18 protein-coding genes are annotated in these 20448 nt (G+C 60.0%); 9 read left to right on the forward strand and 9 right to left on the reverse strand.

The window, feature by feature from the left end; translation table 11 throughout:
- The first annotated feature begins 79 nt into the window (after window positions 1–79).
- Window positions 80–1227 (forward strand): IS3 family transposase gene (locus tag WDS16_RS27335; protein ID WP_422395690.1). Its coding sequence is split into 2 segments (ribosomal slippage): window positions 80–347 and window positions 347–1227, totalling 1149 coding nucleotides; the frame shifts between segments, so codons are not numbered across the junction.
- A gap of 38 nt (window positions 1228–1265) precedes the next feature.
- Here the strand turns inward: WDS16_RS27335 and WDS16_RS27340 are convergent.
- Window positions 1266–2555, reverse strand: coding sequence for an MFS transporter (locus WDS16_RS27340; RefSeq protein ID WP_338889310.1), 1290 nt, complete (start codon window positions 2553–2555; stop codon window positions 1266–1268).
- Window positions 2556–2764: 209 nt separating this feature from the next.
- Between WDS16_RS27340 and WDS16_RS27345 the strand changes: the two genes are divergently transcribed.
- The 4 genes from WDS16_RS27345 to trxA all read left to right on the forward strand — a co-directional run bounded on the left by WDS16_RS27345 (window position 2765) and on the right by trxA (window position 4978).
- Window positions 2765–3235 (forward strand): WhiB family transcriptional regulator, encoded by a 471-nt coding sequence (locus tag WDS16_RS27345; protein WP_338889313.1) that lies wholly within the window; start codon window positions 2765–2767, stop codon window positions 3233–3235.
- 129 nt (window positions 3236–3364) lie between these two features.
- The gene (locus tag WDS16_RS27350) at window positions 3365–3925 is read left to right on the forward strand and encodes an OsmC family protein (protein ID WP_338889314.1); all 561 of its coding nucleotides are present in this window, start codon (window positions 3365–3367) and stop codon (window positions 3923–3925) included.
- 279 nt (window positions 3926–4204) lie between these two features.
- Window positions 4205–4525 (forward strand): carboxymuconolactone decarboxylase family protein, encoded by a 321-nt coding sequence (locus WDS16_RS27355; RefSeq protein ID WP_338889315.1) that lies wholly within the window; start codon window positions 4205–4207, stop codon window positions 4523–4525.
- Window positions 4526–4618: 93 nt separating this feature from the next.
- The gene (trxA, locus tag WDS16_RS27360; RefSeq protein ID WP_338889317.1) at window positions 4619–4978 is read left to right on the forward strand and encodes a thioredoxin; all 360 of its coding nucleotides are present in this window, start codon (window positions 4619–4621) and stop codon (window positions 4976–4978) included.
- A gap of 246 nt (window positions 4979–5224) precedes the next feature.
- On the opposite strand, the gene WDS16_RS27365 is transcribed toward trxA, so the two are convergent.
- The 7 genes from WDS16_RS27365 to WDS16_RS27395 form a co-directional block, all read right to left on the reverse strand.
- Entirely contained in the window at window positions 5225–5698 is a 474-nt protein-coding gene (locus WDS16_RS27365) for a MarR family transcriptional regulator (RefSeq protein WP_338889320.1), read from the reverse strand.
- Between the two features lie 19 nt (window positions 5699–5717).
- Entirely contained in the window at window positions 5718–7514 is a 1797-nt protein-coding gene (locus tag WDS16_RS27370; RefSeq protein ID WP_338889321.1) for an acetyl/propionyl/methylcrotonyl-CoA carboxylase subunit alpha, read from the reverse strand.
- An 8-nt stretch (window positions 7515–7522) separates the two neighbouring features.
- Entirely contained in the window at window positions 7523–7810 is a 288-nt protein-coding gene (locus WDS16_RS27375) for an acyl-CoA carboxylase subunit epsilon (RefSeq protein WP_338889323.1), read from the reverse strand.
- Between the two features lie 23 nt (window positions 7811–7833).
- Entirely contained in the window at window positions 7834–9459 is a 1626-nt protein-coding gene (locus WDS16_RS27380) for an acyl-CoA carboxylase subunit beta (protein WP_422395871.1), read from the reverse strand.
- A gap of 516 nt (window positions 9460–9975) precedes the next feature.
- Window positions 9976–11379 carry a rhodanese-like domain-containing protein gene (locus WDS16_RS27385; protein ID WP_338889327.1) on the reverse strand — a complete coding sequence of 468 codons (1404 nt, stop codon included), beginning with the start codon at window positions 11377–11379 and terminating at the stop codon, window positions 9976–9978.
- Window positions 11380–11451: 72 nt separating this feature from the next.
- Window positions 11452–12348, reverse strand: coding sequence for a sulfite exporter TauE/SafE family protein (locus WDS16_RS27390; protein ID WP_338889328.1), 897 nt, complete (start codon window positions 12346–12348; stop codon window positions 11452–11454).
- 890 nt (window positions 12349–13238) lie between these two features.
- Window positions 13239–14093 (reverse strand): GntR family transcriptional regulator, encoded by an 855-nt coding sequence (locus WDS16_RS27395; RefSeq protein ID WP_338889330.1) that lies wholly within the window; start codon window positions 14091–14093, stop codon window positions 13239–13241.
- 507 nt (window positions 14094–14600) lie between these two features.
- Here WDS16_RS27395 and WDS16_RS27400 point away from each other — a divergent pair.
- On the forward strand, window positions 14601–15215 hold the full coding sequence (locus WDS16_RS27400) for a TetR/AcrR family transcriptional regulator (protein WP_338889331.1): 615 nt from the start codon (window positions 14601–14603) through the stop codon (window positions 15213–15215).
- 218 nt (window positions 15216–15433) lie between these two features.
- On the opposite strand, the gene WDS16_RS27405 is transcribed toward WDS16_RS27400, so the two are convergent.
- Window positions 15434–16639 carry an FAD/NAD(P)-binding oxidoreductase gene (locus WDS16_RS27405; RefSeq protein WP_338893624.1) on the reverse strand — a complete coding sequence of 402 codons (1206 nt, stop codon included), beginning with the start codon at window positions 16637–16639 and terminating at the stop codon, window positions 15434–15436.
- Window positions 16640–17254: 615 nt separating this feature from the next.
- Here WDS16_RS27405 and WDS16_RS27410 point away from each other — a divergent pair.
- The 3 genes from WDS16_RS27410 (at window position 17255) to WDS16_RS27420 (ending at window position 20324) form a co-directional block, all read left to right on the forward strand.
- A complete protein-coding gene (locus WDS16_RS27410; protein ID WP_338889333.1) occupies window positions 17255–17785 on the forward strand; it encodes an OsmC family protein in 531 nt (176 codons plus the stop codon).
- Window positions 17786–17947: 162 nt separating this feature from the next.
- Window positions 17948–18649 (forward strand): DUF1326 domain-containing protein, encoded by a 702-nt coding sequence (locus tag WDS16_RS27415; protein ID WP_338889334.1) that lies wholly within the window; start codon window positions 17948–17950, stop codon window positions 18647–18649.
- 448 nt (window positions 18650–19097) lie between these two features.
- Window positions 19098–20324, forward strand: coding sequence for an NADH:flavin oxidoreductase (locus WDS16_RS27420; protein ID WP_338889335.1), 1227 nt, complete (start codon window positions 19098–19100; stop codon window positions 20322–20324).
- The last annotated feature ends 124 nt before the right edge of the window (window positions 20325–20448 follow it).

A 20448-nucleotide genomic window follows, 5' to 3' on the forward strand; every position in this document is an offset into this window, starting at 1 on the left:
GGCGTGTCCCCGGTGAACGGGGCCATCTCGTTTTAGAGTCTTGTTGCCCCTGAAGTGGGCGGATAGGACGATGGAGAACATGGCTGGACGGAAGCGCAACTCTGCCGAGGACATCGTGCGCAAACTGCGCCGTGCCGATGAGCTGACCGCTGCAGGCAAGACGCAAGAGGAGATCGCGGCGGAGCTCGAGGTGTCGGCGGCGACGTTGTACAACTGGCGGCGTCAGTACGGCGGGATGGACACCGATGCCGCGAAGGAACTCAAGGAGCTGCGCGAGCAGAACGGCAAGCTCAAACGCCTGCTCGCCGAGGCCGAGCTGGAGAAGGACGCACTGCGGGAGGTAGCGAAGGGAAAATTCTGAGCCCAGCCGCCAAGCGCCGCGCCGTCGACATGCTCGTCAACACCATGAGTCTGTCGAAACGTCTGGCGTGCAAAGCTGTTGGGCTTGCCCGCTCCACCTACGCACGAACACCGATCGCCGACACACCCGCGGATCCCGACGCGGCCCTGAGGGCGTCGCTGCGGACATACGCAGGCTCGCATCCACTGCACGGCTTCCGTCGCGCCTGGGCGCATCTGAGGCACGACCAGGGCATGTCGGTGAACAAGAAGAAGGTGCACCGGCTCTGGAAGGAGGAGGGTCTGCAGGTTCGGATCTATCATCCCCGCAAACGCGCCGGCATCAGCTCCTGCCCGCAGATCGAAGCCGATGCGCCGAAAGTGGTGTGGGCTATGGATTTTCAGTTCGACTCCACGGTGGATGGGAAAGCGATCAAGATCGCGTCGATGATCGACGAACACACCCGGCAGTCCCTGTTGAACATCGTGGAGCGCTCGATCACCGCGCAACGACTGACCGACGAGCTCGACAAGACGTTCGCGCTGTGGGACGGACCGCCGATGGTCCTGAGAATGGACAACGGTCCGGAGTTCATTTCGCATGTGCTGCAACAGTTCTGTCGCGACCGTGTCGGTATCTCCTACATCCCGCCGGGGACGCCGTGGAACAACGGACACATCGAATCGTTCAACAACCGACTACGGAAGGAGTGCCTGAACCGCAATCACTGGACGAGCCTTCTCGAAGCGAGGGTGGTGATCGAGGACTTCAAAGACGACCACAACCATCGACACCGGCACTCATCACTGGGCTACCTCACGCCGTCCGAGTACGCTGCCCAATGCACCCACAACCACCAACCGGTCGAGGGTTGCGAGATCGACTGAAATCAATCACACCGTGGCTCTAGAACACGGTGGCCCGACTATCGGGGACCTGCCACCAGCACTACGAGGAATCCTGAGGCGATCATGAAAAGGCCCGCGACAAGCATTCCGGGTTGATAGCTGCCGGTGACGTCTCTGAGGTAACCGGCGAGGTAAGGAGCGAAGAAGCCCGACAGATTGCCGATGGAGTTGATGACGCCAATTCCAGCCGCTGCGGCTGCGCCGGTAAGGAACGACGCGGGGATCTGCCAAAACACCGGAATACAGCAGAACATTCCGATGGCGGCGACGGTGATGCCTGCCATGACTGCGAACGGTGAGCCCAGTGCGAACGAGAAGGTGAGAGCGACGCCACCCACCAAGGCTGGAATCAGGACGTGATAGATGCGCTCGCCTCGAGCATCTGATCGCCGGCTCCAGTACAGCATGGCTGCAGTTGCGAATCCGTAGGGGATCGCCGACATCAGACCGATCTGCATTCCGCTGAGTGTCAGTCCGAACTGGCCCTCAAATCCTTTGATTGCTTGCGGTAGAAAGAATCCGACTGCGTAGATTCCGTATGCGATACCGAAGTAAACGAAGCTCAGGAGAAATACGCGTCCCGTGAATGCACTCCGAATACTGGATGCGTTGTGTGTTGCGTCGACAGCGGCGTCTTCGGCTGCTACGCGTCGTTCGAGTTCTTCGCCTTCTTGCGCCGTGAGCCACTTCGCCTTGGTGGGGCGGTCGACGAGTACAAAGAACGCCACAATTCCCGCGACGACCGTCACCAGACCTTCGGCTGCGAACATGAACCTCCAGCCGGGCATTCCGGCGAAACCGTGTCCCTGGTCCATCAAGAATGCCGACACCGGAGACCCGAGCAGAAAGGAGACAGGGGCGGCAGCGTAGACGTACGAGAGTATCCGTGCGCGCTGCTGCCGGGGAAACCACACTCCCAGCAGGTACACGATGCCGGGGAAGAATCCTGCTTCGGCGACGCCGAGCAGGAACCGAAGGATGTAAAAGCTGGTTTCACCCTGTACCAGGCTCATCGACGCGGCGATCACGCCCCATGTCAGCACGATGCGGGTGATCCAAATCCTCGCTCCGAACTTGGTGAGCAGCAGGTTGCTGGGCACTTCGAAAAAGAAGTACCCGACGAAAAACAGTCCGGCTCCGAGGCCGTAGGCGGCCGAACTCAGACCGATGTCAGCATTCATTTCCAAGGCCGCGAACCCGACGTTGACCTTGTCCAAATAATTGAGAAAGTACAGAACCATCAGCATCGGGAGAAGCCGAAAGGCAACTTTGCGTAAGACATCGTGCTGTTTTGTCGGATTCGACATCGTGGATACACCTGTCAGTTGTGGGTGCGCTTGGCCTGGCGGCAGCACGCCGATCGTCTGTGACGTGTGATTGCAAAGACTCTGTGGGTTGTGTGTGCCGGGGCTCACATGGCCTGGGTGAAGCAAACCGCCGAGATCCGTGTGCGTCAAGCCTCTTGTTCCGGCAAGTGAATCTTGGTTCCATTATTTGGGTACTTCGTTCGGAGCTTGTGCGGACGAATCATGAGCTACGGCTCGATCGAACGCCTGATTGTGAGTTCGCGCGTTCAGCACAGCCGGAAGAGGAGAAAATCTTGCGAACGCCAATCGTCGAGCAGAAGTTACCGCCACCCCTCTCGTCGAATTGGGAGTGGCAACGGCTTGCTCGATGCCGCTCGATGCCTGTGTCTATCTTCTTCCCGCCGAGAGGGCTACGCGGACACACCCTGCGGTACCACGAGGAGGAGGCCAAAGCTGTGTGCGCCCTGTGTGAGGTCGTCGAGGAGTGTCGGCAACACGCGCTGGCCTGCCCCGAGCCGCACGGGGTATGGGGCGGTTTGTCTGCTGCCGAGCGGGTGGATCTGTGTCAGCGGGAAGGTTCGGCAGCGGGATGTGGTACGGCAGCGGGATGTGATTCGGCAGCGGAATCCAGCGGTGGTAGTTCCGTAGATCGGAACGTACCATTGACAGAATGGAACTGAGGTAGTTCACTCGCAACTACGGCCGCAGCGCCGTCGCCGCGCCCCGGATGTCCGGCAAGACTGCTCGATTTCATGGGCGCGGACTCGGTGGCATCGAGTAGACCTGACAAGAAGAGGTTGGTATTTCAGATGGAAACGAAAAACGTAGTCAACGGCGTCGACCTGGACGCGATGACGGAGACGATCGATGCAGTTCGGGGAGATCGCAACCTCGGTGAAGTGACGTTCTCCGTGAACGGGGAATGGCAGGGCGGCTTTCGCGTCGATGCGCAGACCGGCAACCTTGTACAGGGCGGACAGGCTGACACCTCGCGCGCAGCCAAGTTCTCGATGTCCAGCGACGAACCCGCTTCGCTTCTGGGAACCGACACCGCGGTGTCGCCGGCCGAATACGTTCTGCAGGCGCTGGCCGGGTGCTACACGGTCACCCTCGCAGCCAATGCAGCATCGCGTGGTATCGAACTCGAGAGCTACAAGCTCGAATTGGAGGGCGATTTCGACCTCGCGTCGTTCCTGGGAGTGGCACCGGACGAAGCACCCGGTGCGAAGCAGATCCGAGTCAAAGTCGACGTTGTGGCCCCGAAGTCCACTCGCGAAGAGATCGAAGAGCTTGTCGATGTCGTGCAGCAGCGATCGCCCATTCGAGACACTCTGATTCGGCCCGTCGAGGTTGTGACCACTCTGGTCTGAAGAGAGCCGGACCTGTCATATCCCGCCACAGTCGTCGGTGGGCCCCTTCTCCAAGTTCGGGCGAGGACAGCGGACGCACTGTGATCTTTCGGGGCTGCAACTGGTTCATCGAATAGCTGAACACCGAAAACCGCTGGCTAACGGCTTCGGTCGTCGTCCGATGGGCAGTGAGCGCTCTGAACACGAATTCATGCGCGGTCACTGCTCACCGGGCCTCCCCGGCAGCGAGGTAACGATGCGAGCCTCGATCGATGGCTCCTGCAAGGAGGATTTCTGCTCGTGGAGCGTTACGACTACGATCGCCCACCGCTCGGTGACGATCTTGCCACTGGAATGGGTACGGCTCTTGCCCAGTTCAATTCGGCGGTCTTCACCGGACCTGGACGGATTCCGCGCAGGTATCGAGAACTCATTGCCGTTGCCGTGGGTCTGACAACTCAATGCACAGGTTGTATCTCCGTTCATACGCGCGGTGCGCTCGCGCAGGGCGCAACGGCGGACGAGATCGCCGAGGTCACCTACATCACCGCTGCAGTCCGCGCCGGGGGAGCCACCGCTCATGGGGCACTGTCTCTATCGGTGGCAAAGCGTCAGCACTGACTGCTTCGAGCTTTCATGCCGCCATCTCGGCGGAACGTTTCCGACGGCATCGCGGACAACGCGTCATGACCATCAACCATTCGAGGATTTTGCATGGCTACGCACAATTTAACCCAACAGAATTTTCACGAGACCGTAGCGGACAACGACGTTGTCGTCGTTGATTTCTGGGCTTCATGGTGTGGGCCCTGCCGAGCGTTCGCCCCCACCTTCGAGGCTGCGTCGGACAAGCACCCTGATGTGCTGTTCGCCAAAGTGGACACCGAAGCGGAGCAAGGACTCGCTGTCGCAGCCAATGTTCGCTCCATACCGACCGTAATGGTCTTTCGCGAGGGGGAGTTGGTGTTCAACCAGGCGGGAATGCTCCCTGCAGGTGCGCTCGACGATCTGGTCGATCGAGCCAAGAATCTCGATATGCGTGCTGTGAGGAAGGGCGGCGACCGAACCGCGTAGGACACTCGACATCCCTCACGAGCAGCACCTCGGAATCGCCGGAGTTATCGGTTGTCTGGTCGGTGGGTGGGCCTCGGTCGTCGCGGACTTTGGCGTGTTCTCCACAACTCTCGCTCGCCACAACAGCGGGCCGGCACTACCGAGCTAGAGATTGAAGACAACCACCGAACCCTTCTTGTGGCCACGGCCGACCGTGGTGCGCACGCGAATGCACTCTGACGGCCGCCAAGTCTTCGTCGGACGCAGTTATTGGGAACTTGCCGGGGAGCGTGCCGCACCTACCCCGACGCCGAGTAGTCCCCGATCGACGACATGCAACGCCTCGAACACGGCCTCAGGGTCCTGGGTCGACATGATCCGCCGAGAGATCATCTGATACGCCTTGCCTTGCAGATCCTGCCCGCTCCGGGTCAATCTGACTAGGTACTGCTGCGGCTTCTGTGGGTTGGCAAAACGCGCAACCAACCCCGCATCCTCAAGTATTGAAGTGGTTGTGGCGATGCTGGTCCGATGGCGAACCAGTGCGTGCGCCAGACCAGAGAACGTCATCGGCCCCCGGCGAGCGAGGCAGTTCAGTAGTTCGTATCTAGCCCAACTGAGATCAATACCGTCAAGCGAGGCTTCCAGTCTGGCGCGGACGACGTCCGCCATTCTCAATAACGTAATTGCCGCATCGAACGAGCAAACATTCCCTGCGTATTCCTCAGCTGCGGTCGTCACTGCCGTTTCGCCTGCTTCTTTACTTGAGTTCTGCGAGAACAGTGCCTTGGGTGATGGCGGATCCTGGCTGAACGGACAGGCCGGTGACTGTGCCTGCTTTGTGGGCGTTGACGGGGTTTTCCATCTTCATCGCTTCGAGGACGGCGATCAGATCGCCTTCGGCGACGTCCTGGCCTTCTTCGACAGCGACTTTGACGACGGTGCCCTGCATCGGTGCGGTGACGGCGTCACCGGAGGCCGCTCCGGCACCAGCGCCGCCGCGCTTGCGCGCCTTGGGCTTACGACGAATCGCACCGTCCGTTGCTGCGCCGCCGCCGAGGGAGAACTGACCGGGCAGCGAGACCTCGACGCGTCGGCCACCGACCTCGACGACCACAGCCTGACGCGGCAGGGCCTCGTCCTCGTCGAGTGGTTCGCCTGCGGTGAACGGGGGAACCTGGTTGTCCCATTCGGTTTCGATCCACCGAGTGTGCACATCGAAGGACTCACCGTCGCCGATGAACGCGGGATCGGAGACCACAGCAGCGTGGAACGGGATGACCGTCGCGAGGCCTTCGACGGTGAACTCGGCCAGCGCGCGACGCGAGCGGGCAAGAGCTTCCTCGCGGGTGGCGCCGGTGACGATCAGCTTGGCGAGCATCGAGTCGAACTGGCCACCGATCACCGAACCCGATTCGACACCGGAATCCACGCGGACACCGGGACCCGAGGGGGCGATGAAGGTGGTGACCGGTCCGGGTGCGGGCAGGAACCCGCGGCCGGCGTCTTCACCGTTGATGCGGAACTCGAAGGAATGCCCACGCGGTTCGGGGTCTTCGGTGATGGACAGTTCCTCGCCGCCCGCGATGCGGAACTGCTGCAACACCAGGTCGATGCCGGAGGTCTCTTCGGTGACGGGGTGCTCGACCTGCAGGCGAGTGTTCACCTCGAGGAAGGAGACCAGTCCGTCTTGGCCGACGAGGTATTCCACGGTGCCGGCGCCGTAGTAGCCGGCTTCGCGGCAGATGGCTTTGGCGGAGGAGTGGATCTCGGCGCGCTGGGCGTCGGTGAGGAACGGTGCAGGTGCTTCCTCGACGAGCTTCTGGAAGCGGCGCTGCAGCGAGCAGTCGCGGGTGCCTGCGACGACGACGTTGCCGTGCTGATCGGCGATGACCTGAGCTTCGACGTGGCGGGGCTTGTCGAGGTAGCGCTCGACGAAGCATTCACCGCGACCGAACGCGGAGACCGCTTCGCGGGTGGCCGAGTCGAACAGTTCGGGGATTTCCTCGCGGGTGCGGGCGACTTTCATGCCGCGTCCGCCGCCACCGAAGGCAGCTTTGATGGCGATGGGGAGGCCGTGCTCGTCGGCGAAGGCGAGGATCTCGTCGGCATCTTTGACGGGCTCGGAGGTGCCGGGCACCGACGGTGCCTTGGCGCGCGCGGCGATGTGGCGGGCGGTGACTTTGTCGCCGAGGTCGCGGATGGACTGTGGGGACGGTCCGATCCAGATCAGGTTGGCGTCGATGACTGCTTGGGCGAAGTCGGCGTTTTCGGAGAGGAAGCCGTAGCCGGGGTGGATGGCATCTGCCCCGGACTTGGCGGCGGCGTCCAAGATTTTGTCGATCACCAGGTACGACTCGGCCGAGGTCTGACCGCCGAGGGCGAATGCTTCGTCGGCCAGGCGTACGAACGGTGCATCGGCGTCAGGTTCGGCGTAGACGGCGACACTTCTCAGTCCCGTGTCTGCTGCTGCCCTGATCACCCGGACTGCGATCTCGCCGCGGTTTGCGACCAACACCTTCGAGATTTTCTTCTGCACAACACCATCGAGAGTCATCGAAATCCTTATCGGCTGTAGCGGGCATTGACGAATACGGTGGGGGCATAACCGAGCCCGTAGTGAAGTCGGTCGGCTGGAGCGCCCCACTCGCCGAGACTCGCTACCGGCGGGTGGGGCACGCTTGGGGGTGCCGACGCCGCGGCGGTGAGCACGGCCACGATCGCAGCGACCTCGACGTCGGATGGATTGCCCCGAAACAGAACTGACGCAGCAGAGTCGACAACGACATCAGCCGTGTCGCCGAACACCTCGTCGAGTGCCGCGATATCGGATCGCATGCCAATCACGCTCACAGCGTCATGATTCGCTTCGGCGCTCATAGTGGGATGTTTCCGTGCTTCTTGGGTGGCAGGGTGACTTGTTTGCGTTCGAGCAGGCGTAGTGCGGAGACGATTTGTCCGCGGGTGTGGCTCGGGGGGATGACGGCGTCGAGGTAGCCCCGTTCGGCCGCGACGTAGGGGCCCACGAGGGTGTCTTCGTATTCCTGCTGGAGTTTCAACCGTAACGCGTCGACGTCTTCACCGTTCTTGGCGGCTTCGAGGAGTTGTTTGCGGTAGACGAACCCGACAGCGCCGGAGGCGCCCATGACGGCGATCTGCGCGGTCGGCCAGGCCAGGTTCACATCGGCGCCCATGTGCTTGGATCCCATGACGTCGTAGGCGCCGCCGTAGGCCTTGCGGGTGATGACGGTGATCTTGCCGACCGTCGCTTCGCCGTAGGCGTAGAGCAGTTTCGCTCCGCGGCGGATGATGCCGCCAAATTCTTGGTCGGTACCGGGCAGGAACCCGGGCACGTCGACCAACGTGATGATGGGGACGTTGAAGGCATCGCAGGTCCGGACGAACCGGGCGGCTTTTTCGGAGGCGTCGATGTCCAACGTGCCCGCGAACTGAGTCGGCTGGTTGGCGACGATCCCGACGGAGCGGCCGTCGACGCGGCCGAAGCCGACGATGATGTTGCGGGCGCGGCCTTGTTGGACTTCGAGGAATTCGTCGTCGTCGAGGATGCGGCGGATGACCTCGTGCATGTCGTACGGGGTGTTCGGTGAATCCGGGATCAGGGTGTCGAGTTCGAGGTCCTCGTCGGTGAGATTGTCGGCGATGGCGCCGTCGATCGGATCCGAGGGAGCAGTGCGCGGGGCGGCTGCACGGTTGTTCGAGGGTAGGTAGCTCAGCAGGTCGCGGACGTAGTCGAGGGCGTCCTGTTCACCGGAGGCGACGTAGTGCGCGACGCCGGATTTCTCCATGTGGGTGTGGGCGCCGCCGAGTTCTTCCATGGTGACGTTTTCACCGGTGACGGTTTTGATGACGTCGGGGCCGGTGACGAACATCTGCGAGGTGCCGTCGACCATGACGACGAAGTCGGTCAACGCTGGGGAGTAGACGTGTCCACCTGCGGCGGGTCCCATGATCAGGGAGATCTGTGGGATGACACCGGAGGCTTGGACGTTGCGGTGGAAGATTTCGCCGTACAACCCGAGGGAGACGACGCCTTCCTGGATGCGGGCGCCGGCGCCTTCGTTGATGCCGACGAGGGGGCGGCCGGTTTTGATGGCCAGGTCCATGACCTTGACGATTTTCTCGCCGTAGATTTCGCCGAGGGAGCCGCCGAAGACGGTGGCGTCCTGGGAGAAGATGCACACATCGCGGCCGTCGATGGTGCCGTAGCCGGTGACGACACCGTCACCGAAGGGGCGGTTCTCTGCCATCCCGAAGTTCTGGCTGCGGTGACGGGCCAGGGCGTCCATTTCCACGAAGGACCCGTCGTCGAGCAATGCCGTGATGCGCTCGCGAGCGGTGAGCTTACCCTTGGCATGCACTTTGTCCACGGCAGCCTCACCCGACGGAATCGAGGCTTGCGCCAAACGTTCCCGTAGGTCAGCGAGCTTGCCCGCCGTCGTGTGAATATCGGGCTTCTTGGTTGGAATCCGAGCCTGATCCATAGCGGCTATCGATTTCGGATGTGTGGAAGTCATGGAGGTCGGGCCCTTCGTGTTGATGCCAGTTCACGTGACACATGCGGTGACCAAGGAGGAATGAAGGTGGGCCTTGGTGAGTGGCGTAGTTGTGGCGCGCAAATGCCACGACCTGCGGAATGCATTTCGGCAGTTGAAGCGGTGGAGAACCCGGTGAAGGCGAGAGTAGAACTGCGCTATGTCGATGCCTAGTGCAGCAAACACGATCTAGGGACCCGACCTGTCCAAGTTGCTGACACCCAGCGATTCGATGCGACTCGATTGATTGCAGCGAGGAACGTAAGGGTGTGTCGATGGCCGTCGAGGACAGAGCCCATCGGGGTCTGCAGTGGCAGGTATTTCTACTTCCTCGCCACGACATTGAGAGCTCGGGTCTTCTTCGAATGTGCTGAAGTTGATGAGAGGGATCATCAGGCATCGAAGGAAGACCGGCGTTCTCATGCGCGTAAGTGATGAGGACGCAGCGGCGCGGTATGGGGATTTTCAGCGAGCGCCGTCACAGACGGGCGTTTCGGTTTCCTCCCAGGCGTTGTAACCGCCGAGGAGGTCAGTTGTCTCCTTGTGCCCACTCGCACGGAGGAAGCTTGCGGCCACGCTCGAGCGCCAGCCGCTTCGGCAATGTACGACCAAGGGTCGATCCTGCGGAAGCGTGGTGTGACGTTTCGCGAGCTCGGCAAGCGGAATATGAAGCGACCCTGCGATATAGCCGTCGTCGCGTTCTCCTTGATTTCTTACGTCCAGGAGGGTGACTCGACTATTTTGCAGTGCTGCGGCAAGTTCTGCAACAGTGAGCCGCTCGGTCTGTTCGACCAGTCCAATGAGTGGTGAAGGAAAGGGAGTGCCGCTGTCGGTCGTGAGGGTATTGAAATATCCCTGCACTTTGTCGTAACCGATTCGCGCGAGTCGCATCGCGGCTTTGGCCTCGTCGCCGGGCCGCGTAACCAAAATGATCGGTTCGTCGACATCGGTGACCGTTCCGCAGGTCTCCGCGAAACGTCCTTCGAGGCCCACATTGACGGCGCCCCGTAGATGCGCGGCTGCAAATTCTTCGGGGCTACGGGTATCGATCAGCCTCGTTCCATCCTGCACACACTTGGCCATCTTTTCGGCGGTGAGTTCACGTGGTTGCCGTGAGCTGTCGTAGACGGCACGGTTGCGTTTGTTGAGATCGGCGTCAGTGGAGAAGTATTGTGGGATTGCGGGCTGGCCGGTGGTGACAAGGTCGACAAAGTTCGCTTCTGCCATCGGCTGTACTGACGGGTTCGTGAGCCGTTGCTGGCCGATTGTCGAGACCAGGTCGGTGGACAGGTTCTTTCCACAGGAAGAGCCTGCTCCGTGTGCAGGCATTACTTGCACGTGATCCGGGAGTGCCATCAGGGTGTGGTGAATTGTTTTGTACATAGCGCGTGCGAGGTCTGTGTTCGTGCCGGTCCCGAGGTTTGCAAGGTCAGGTCGGCCCACGTCGCCTATGAAGAGTGAGTCACCAGTCAGAACCGCTGTTGGTTCGGCGCCGGCACTGTCTCGGAGGAGGAGACTGATCGATTCCCAGGTGTGCCCGGGTGTCGACAAGATCTGAATATCGACGCTTCCCAGCGAGATGTGTTCGCCGTGCTGCAATCGGCGGATGGGATAGTCAGTGTCCGCAGCTTCACCGAAACCGATCCATGCCCCGGTTGCAGCCACGAGTTCGAGGTGGCCAGAGACGAAGTCCGCGTGAAAGTGCGTGTTGATTACTCCTTCGATGCGTAGGTCTCGGCGTTCAGCTTCGTCGATGTAATCCGCGATATCACGTCGAGGATCGACGACGATCGCGCGTTTTGTCTGTTCATCACCTATGAGGTACGAGGCGTGGGAAAGACATTCAAGGTAGTACTGCTCGAGAATCACTGGGCTTCTCCAATTCTTTGGAACGTCGGGATGAGATGCATAGTCGTTGTTGACCGGTCGCGTAAATATTCACTACCCGGGCAGCAGACCGGAACTGCGTAGGCCCACGTATAACGCGACCATGACAAGAAGGACGGCAAATGCCCGCGTGAGTGCCTTCTCGGAGGTTTTGGCAGCCAGCCATTTACCTACGAGAGCGCCGACGATAGCTGCGGCTGTTACTGGTAGGACTACGGACCAATCCAGCGCGTCCTGGCTCGATCGAGCTGCGAGTGCCACTGCCGAATTCAGCGTGATGACCAACAAGGAGGTGCCCACAGCGATCGGCATGGGGTAGCCGAGAGCAACCACAAGTACCGGAACGATGACGAATCCGCCTCCGACACCAAAGAATCCGGTAAGGACACCGATTGTAATTCCCGCGATTAGTACCTTGGCGGCAGTCAGGAAGCGTTGGGTACGGGGGCTGGGGCTTGCCTCGAGCTGGGTGGTAGTGGCTTGGGCCGGCGCCGCCGCAGCGACCGCGGCGAACGCGGGAAGCCTGGTGGCGACGCCCACGGCTGGATTCTGTGTTCGCTTCGTCGCCGACTTGAACGGCATCGTTCTCCAAACAAGCGAAATCGAGACGACCAACAGCAGGATCGAGAAGGCGCCAAGTGCGACATTCGGGTCGACCAGTCGACCGAGGGCCGTTCCGGCCCAGGCGGCTACGCCGCCCACGGCGCCGAGGGAGATGCCTGTACGCCACTTCACCCGGCCTGCCCGCGCATAGGAAATAGCGGCCACGATGGAAGTGATACCGACGATAACGAGACTTTCGGTAACAGCGATCTGTAGTGGTTGACTCAGGACATAGACAAGTGCAGGCACAGTGAGGATGGAGCCGCCACCGCCGAGGGCACCGAGGCTGATTCCGATGAAGATGCCGAGACCAATTGCCGAGATCAGCATTTCGTCACGGCCAGACACTCGGATTTGGTGGCGGTTGACGCTGTCGGGTCGATCTGGGAGTGCACCACAGTGCCGCCAGTGCTGTTCGTTATGTATTCCATAAGACCTCCTGGTCAGGTCGGGGTGAAAGGTGCGGACGAGCAAATCGGGATGGGCTACTGCTGCGGGTGAGTAGGCCCGGAGCGGCAGGCTTCCGGCTGCACGCCAGTGCGCCGACCCGGCCCTCCTCACATCTCGCCGCGGGACTGTCCCTGCGACTCGCTGAATCCGCACCTGGAGAACAGGCGGGGGCAACTATGGGGAGCTGTACCGATACTGCGCTGCACGTTCAGGTTCCATTCGTACGGGAGGCGGTGGTGGGCGTCGACTTGTCCGGAATTGCGTTGGCCAACCTAGGATAATGTACGGACAACCAAAAAATCAATGACCGGACATTTACCGACGCTAGGATGAGGTTCGGGCGGCGTCAACATGGCGCGCGCTGAACAGGATGAATCGCGATACTCGACCGCACGCTGATCGGCACTGTCCGGATCAGGTGGCGGATTGCTTCGATGACGACGATGCCCGCTGGCGATCGGCTACTCGGTTCTCGGCCCGGTCCACGATACGTACGGCTGACAAATGACCAAGTGCCCGTAGGAAGATTGTGTTTCTCGTTGGTGGGCTGCTTGCCTCGCTGGTGACGTACAGCCAGAAGGGCGGGTGAACCGAACAGCGATTCGCGGGACCGCAGTCGGCGGGTGTTCTAGTCGAAATGGGGACAGGCACCACGTGCCGCCCGAAATTGCCCGAGCGACGCCAACTGTGGGCAAGAGACGGCTTCCGCCGGTTTTGCGAACTCATCTTGCATTGCAGTCGAGTGACGCTGTCGAATACCGAACCGCGAGACCCGAATGTTTGCGGCGTTACGGCATGTTCGTGGCCGAAAGATTCAAAGAATACCCAGATCGTGCCGTAAAATCGGCAAGGACGCTGAACCGATCTCCGCGGATGAGCGAGGTGCGCCACTCCACCGGTGTTCCATTGGCGGTTCCTATCCGCTCAACTTTCATTGCTGCGACATCCGGTGTCGTTCCGAGAAGTTTGTGTTGTACAGAATTTGGTACGACGGCCCGTATCTGCTCACTCCCGCCGGTGAGGCGGATATCGCAACGCGAAGCAAGTTCGTCGTACAAACCTGTATGGGAAAAATCGGCACCGAGCAGCGGGCTGGCAATCGAGGCCGGTAACCATGCGCAGTCATGCGCGAGCGGTTGCTCGTCGGCCAACCGCAGTCGCTCTAGGTAGAGCAAAGGAGCGGACTCTTCGAGGCCGAGGCGGATCGCCACGTGCGCATCGGCACGTATGTCGAGTCGACGAACGATGCTACGTTGGCGCAGATTCGCGGCTTCAACCGACGCAAACAAGCTGTACAGGGCGCCTAGGGGTTGCGTGATTTCGGCGTCGGTATTGATTCGAGTTGAGCGGCCACGACTTGCGACGACGATGCCTTCCTCACGGAGAGCACGCACCGCAGCGCGCACCGTGTGGCGGCTGACACCGTATTGATCACGAAGGTCCAACTCGCCAGGAAAGGCATCTGTGAACTCTCCCTCTCGCAGTCGGCGTTGAAGGTCCGCCTGTAGTTGCTGCCATAGGGTTTCTCCCGTACCGCGCTGCAACTTCTTGATGCCGACCGTTTTCGTCCCCGTCCTAGACACCCGCACTCGCTCCTGATCGCCATTGTGATGGTCTAGTTCAGAAGGGTAATGTACGGACATCGAACAGGACAATGGCTGAACATGTTTGTCGGATGTTGGAAAGAGTCGCACATGCCGGGCGGGCGGACGGTTCAACGGCTTCGACACCCTGAAGTTGTGCGCGCCTATGAGGCTATCCCTCCAACGGCAACCCGTACTTGAAAGTCGCTGTTCACGACCATGACCTGCGAGCCGGTGTGGCCGAAGCGTTCGCCTCGGTCCACGGCCTCGGACGGCAGTCGAATTTCGGCTATCCGAAAGTGACCGGCGGGCGAGCAGCGAAGGCCAACGCCCGAAGCCCGTTTGGGCGGCTACATGTGTGCCGAATTGCACAAGGGTAGACTGTCCGAGAAATTCGACTCGTGTGGTGCTTCGAGCTCCCGTGCTGAAGTCTGGGTGCCCCGGCGAGAACTCCTCCCCGTGTCTCGTCAAGTTGCGCGGTATGCACCGCAGTTGTCCAGGTTCAGGGGGCGGACTAGGATCTCAACTGGACAGACCATTCTGGCTGGTCTCGGGACAGGGGCTTAAGTGCGCGTATCGGAGCTATCGGCATCAACTTCGCCTCATCGTGGAAGCGCGAGAGAGCGCATCCTTGCGGCGGCTGATGAGCTGTTTCTTACCGAGGGTATTCATAACACCGGCATCACATCACTGATCGATCGCGCCGACGTCGCAAAGGCGTCCTTTTACTCGGCATTCAAGAGTAAGAACGATCTGATCGACGCATATCTTAAGCGCCAGCATGATGAAATCATCAGCCGGCTGCACGTAATTGCGGATGCTGACGATTCCCCAGAGGAGAAGCTTTCCCACATCTTCGATCTGCTCTGTACCTTCTGGGTGCAGGCTTCTTACCGTGGATGTTTGTTCGTGGTGGCTCAGATCGAATTGCCGAAATCAGAGCTTCCGCCGCAGCGTTGGGCGCGAATCCACAAGTTGGACGTGCTCAGTATCTTAGGGCCCATGCTCGAGCACGCTGGGTACGAAGATTCGGACGAGCTCGCCGAGCAGCTGTGTGTAATCTTTGATGGCATCCTCGTCGCAGCCTCCATTCGGCCGGAATCTGCAGCCTTCGATCGCGGACGCTCCATGGCTCTGGCGTTGCTCGATGCAGCTGGTCGAGCTTCGAAGAAGCGCAGTTGACTCGATCCTGTATTCCTCCGCCTTGACGCTCTGATCAGTGCCGGGTTGGATGCTGCTGTCGTATCACTGGAGTAGTGGGCTTTCCTCGCAACCGGCGCCAGCGATTGGAACGTTGGTACAACGATCCCTCTACCAACGGCCGGGTCAGGGGTTTCTCGCAGGCGTGATTGCGCACGGCCGAGGTCGAGGCCTGCTCGAAAAGCCCCTCAGGTCGACGTTCAAGCACGTCCTTTCAGCATCAGATTCCAGTACAGGAAAGGGAGTCCGTATCGCTTCAAATACCACATGTCACGGCGTGATTTTGTGGTGTCGATGAGGGGGAAAGAGGGCTTGTGCTGGCCAGAGTAGTCAAACTCGGCCAGTAGCATCTTGTTTCGAGATGTGGTCAGGGGGCATGAACCGTATCCGTCGTACGCCGCAGTGAGGGGCCGGCCGCTGACTGTCGCTAGGAGATTGTCGACGACCACGGGTGCTTGTTGACGAACAGCTGCACCGGTTTTGGAGTTCGGTGTGGACCCCGCGTCACCGAGAGCGAAGATGTCGGGGAAACGATTGTGCTGAAGGGTGTGCTTGTCGACGTCCACCCATCCGGCAGGATTGTCGGTCAGAGCGAGTGGAGACTTCTTGATGAAATCGGGAGCGGATTGGGGCGCGACGACGTGGAGTAGGTCGTACTTGATCGTGTCGGTGGTCTTGGTAGTGGTGTCTATGATGGACACCTCGCGTCCGTCAGGGTCCACTTCGGCAAGCTCGCTGCTCAGGCGAACTTCGATTCCGTAGTCCTTCGCGACGCGGTCCAGTTCTTCGGAAAAAGCTGCGATACCGAACATGGCCGGAGTCGGAAGGACGAGTACGATGCGGATGTCGTCGAGTAGTCCCTGCTTGCGCCAGTAGTCGGCTGCAAGGTAGGCGATCTTCTGCGGTGCGCCGGCGCATTTCATCGGCCCGGACGGCATCGTAAATACTGCAGTGCCAGAGCGAAAGTTCCGAATTAGTTCCCAGGTCTTCGGAGCGAGTTCGCGGGAGTAGTTACTCGAAGCGAACGGTGTTGAAACCGCATCAGCAACGCCAGGAATCGCGTCCCAGTCAGTCTGGATTCCTGGACAGACCACCAGCCGGCCGTAGCCGATGGTTGTGCCGCCATCCACGGTGATCTGTCTCTGCACGGGATCGATTTCTTCAGCCGCGCTCCGAACCCACGTCACCCCCTTGGGCACTACCGACGCCTGCGGCCGGCCACTTTCGTCCATGCTGGCGCGACCGCCGCCTACGAGGGTCCACAGCGGTTGGTAGTAGTGCGTGACGGCCGGGTCGACGAGGCACACATCCTCGATGCCCTTCCGGCGTAGCCGGGACGCGACACTGATCCCGGCGCTGCCGCCGCCCAAGATGACGATTCCATGGTGTGCGGTACTCGAGGCCATAAGAAGCTGCCCAGTCCTCTCCGTCGACGTTAAATGTACGGTCATTGCGGAACTCCGTGTCCGTACATTATCTTCGACCGTAGGCGATCGCAAGAGGCAATACGGCGAGGTCGAGTGCCGCCGTCCGACCTGCGGTTGTGGCAATCGAAGGCGGCGCGAAGAGGGAGAGCGATCGCTCCGATGCGATCGGCAAGTGCGAGGTAGGTGGCCCTTTCATCCGGAGGGCCGCGTAGTTCAGCTTTCAGCGGACTCGCTGGCAAAGGAGTCCGGCCTCCAACTGTTGAGTGCAGCCCTTCTGGCAAGCGAGATTCACATGGCGTTGGTTTCTGCCGGATGCGTCGACAGCAAGACGGGGTCGGGTGCAGTCACAATTCGATCGCCGATCGCCGTACGACTCTGACAAAGGTGTAATTGGCACTCGGTGCATGTGGTGACTGCACTCACAAGTAGACCAAAAAGTGATGGTTGACACAGACAGACCGGTCTGCCTAACATTGTGGGGCATCATCGAATTGCCGGAACCGGCCTTCACCTCCCTTTCGTGCTTACTGCACTCGAAGAAGCTCTGACACAGCGAAGGTGGAGAGGCTCATTCAATCCACGAACAGGACGCACATGACCGCAAATGCTGCACTCGCTACATCAATTCAGGCGGCCGTCGATCACGTCAAGGAGAATCCATCTGCCGCAATGGCGACCTTCAAGGCAAAAGTTATGCAGGACAAAGGATTGCAATGCTCCGCATTCGTGCGCAAGCATCCCGCGATCATTGTCGACGAGCCGGCGAGCCTCGGCGGCAACGATGCCGGACCCAGCCCGGTGGAGTACCTACTGGTGTCGTTGGGCGCCTGCCAGGAAATCTTGTACCAAATCACCGCGAGCATGATGGGGATTGAGCTGGATTCCGTCACCGTCTACCTCAAGGGAAATCTCGACCTCCGCGGGTTCATGGGAGAAGAAGGGATTCCGCCCGGCTATCAGCAGATCACCTTCGAAACCCGTATCGAGAGCCAGGCAGATGCTAAGGCGATCGAAGCGCTCGTCCACACCGTCGAGGCAAACTGCCCGACGATGGACACACTCCGGCGGCCCGTCAACATTCAAGGAAAGGCCTTCCTCAACAACGAACAGATCGCCACTGTCTGACAATCCCTGGGCGTTGAATACTGACCCGGATCAAAAAGTAATTGGCGAACTCAGGCATTTAGTAAGAACGTGCAATCAAATCAAGTCGAGTGAGAATTGAGATCGAGGTATCCGATCAGCTCGTCGTGAATTACGCGGATCTGTGCCAGTCCGCCCGCAATCATGATCGCACGGCACATACCAACGGCACCGCTGCAACTAGCCTCGCTACCGCCGAGAGCTGAAGACTGTGACAGCTCGCTTCGCTACTACGATAAGGAAGAAATTGCCATGCAAGAACTAAATGCTGGATGGACCGTAACGGGGACATACAACGAGGCATGCGCCGCTGAAGGGCATTGCCCACTCTACTTCGGCAGAGGCGTCGAGGGCGGATGTAGATACTACATGGTCTTCCGTCTCGAAGAAGGCGCCGTCAATGGCGTTGACATGTCCGGAATTACCGTGGTTTACAACGGTGATATCGGGTACTCCACTTTTGCCGAATTCATGCAAAATGGATCAGAAGCTGGAGTTTATGTGAGCGACAATGCTACAGATGCCCAGCGGAAGGTGCTCGACACTCTTGTTCTGAAAAGTATCGGAGGTCTTCTCGTGGGGAAGAGTTTCGGAGTCAAGTACGTACCCATAGAGGTATCGGAGACCGACGGCGCGGTTAGCTTCAAGACACCGTTCGGGGAAATGAGCCAGAGTCTCACAAAGGGCGGCGATGGCGGCCCAGTCCGCATTGAGAATGCGACTCTTCCGTTCTTGAAAAACCTGAAGCACTGCCACACGACGCACTGGACATACAACGATCACGGGAAGAACTTCGACTACAAGGATCGCTGTGGATCCTGGGCTGACTTCGCCTTCAGCGGGTAGGCGCGTGCCAGGCGGGAGGACCAAGGCCACGCTGCTCCTCCCCGGCCATCTGCAAGCTACAGCGCTTGTCCGTGACAGTTCAGGCTATCGGCAGCCCTAAATTCCCCGGCCTCTTTCTCGCGTGTCGACACTACGCGGTGCGCCTCTTCATTCGGCAGGCGCCAAGGAGTGCACCTCTCACCTCGAGAATGAGGTCATTGGAGGTCGAATGAGTCCACTTTCGGTCCGTCCGTGGTGACCGGGGGCCGTTCCAGAGCACCCGACGGCCGGTTGCCGGGTTGCGGCCCGGACTGCCGAATTTGCCTCAATGAAACACCGACCGCCGCCGTCGCGACGATGGAAACCGGCGGATACATCTATCCGCGCAGGACAGCAAGGCGCAGCACAACGACAACTACCAGTTTCTGCGTCTTCCCTCAGGATCACCGAGAATGAAAAAGGAGTCACGATGTCGACACAACCGAAGTGGGAGGAACTTTCTTCACCGATCGAGATGAGGGGGGTGACGTTCAAGAACCGGATGATGCGCTCGGGCATGTATGAGGGTATGGCAACGGAGCGGGGAGAGGTGACACCCGAGCTGGAAGACTGGATTGCACGACAGGCCGCCGGCGGTGCTGCTTGTATTTTTCCCGGCTACACCAATGTCTGCCTGCCTCGCTGTATGCCTTACCAGGCCGGCTCGTACAGTGACAGCCACATTCCCGGCCTAACCAAATTGGCGGAGATAATCCATTCGCATGGTGCGGTAGCGGGTCTGCAGCTGGCGGCCGCCGGGCGGCAGGCTAATCCCAATCTGTTCTTCTCAGACGCAGAGGCAGTAATGGGTCCGTCTGCGATGGGGCCGAGTCCGCTCTACCAGGCTGCGTGTCGGGAGATGACCGAGGCCGAGATCTGGCAGGCTGTCGAAGACCAGGCCGCTGCTGCAGCGAGGGCGAAGGAAGCCGGATTCGATATCGTGCTGCCCAACGCCGCCCACGGCTACATGTTGGCGCAGTTTTTGTCACCGCACACCAACATGCGAACCGACGCGTGGGGCGGTACTCCCGAAAAGCGGTTCAAGTTCTTCGAGGAGACGTTCCGGGCGGTCAGGGAAGCGGTCGGGCCAGAGATGCTTGTCTGGACCAAGATTTCCGTCGAAGAACCCTGGGACGACGGAATCAATCTCGACGAAGCCAAAATATTTATCCCGGAAGTGGCCAAACTTGTCGACGCCATTGAGATCAGTGGCGGCACGATCGTAGACAACGTTTTCATGATGACACGGGGAGAAATTCCGATCGGAACCCTGAGGAAGGGCATTGGCGGGTCGGTCGAGGGCATCTCCGCCGAACTGGTCGACGTGTTGTATGGAATAAGGGACTCGGTCAAGTTCGAGGAAGCGTATTGGTATGACCATGCGCTCGCCCTGAAGCCCCTCTGTGGCGATACTCCCTTGATCCTCACGGGCGGTCACAAGTATCCCGCGACGATGAATCAGATCATCAAAGAAGGGACCGCCGATATGCTGTCTCTAGCAAGGGTTCTCGCTGCGGAACCGGACTTCCCCAATGAAGTTGTCGCGGGAAGGGAGGACCCGGGAAAGTGTTCCAGTTGCAACAAGTGTCTGGTTGAAGTCGTTCTAGGAAACAAGCTGCAGTGTTTCCTCCCGGAACCCGGATATACTCACGCCTGACACCCGAGACTTGAACTGCTGTTTAGGGAGCCCGGTGAACTCCGCGGATATGTACTGGCATCGTGCGCGAAGTTCGACGCCTGATTTCGGGCCGCTATTCAGTCGACGCTGCGGGTGCCAATTT

Origin of the sequence: Rhodococcus sovatensis (assembly GCF_037327425.1) — a bacterium.
Taxonomy (GTDB): domain Bacteria; phylum Actinomycetota; class Actinomycetes; order Mycobacteriales; family Mycobacteriaceae; genus Rhodococcoides; species Rhodococcoides sovatense.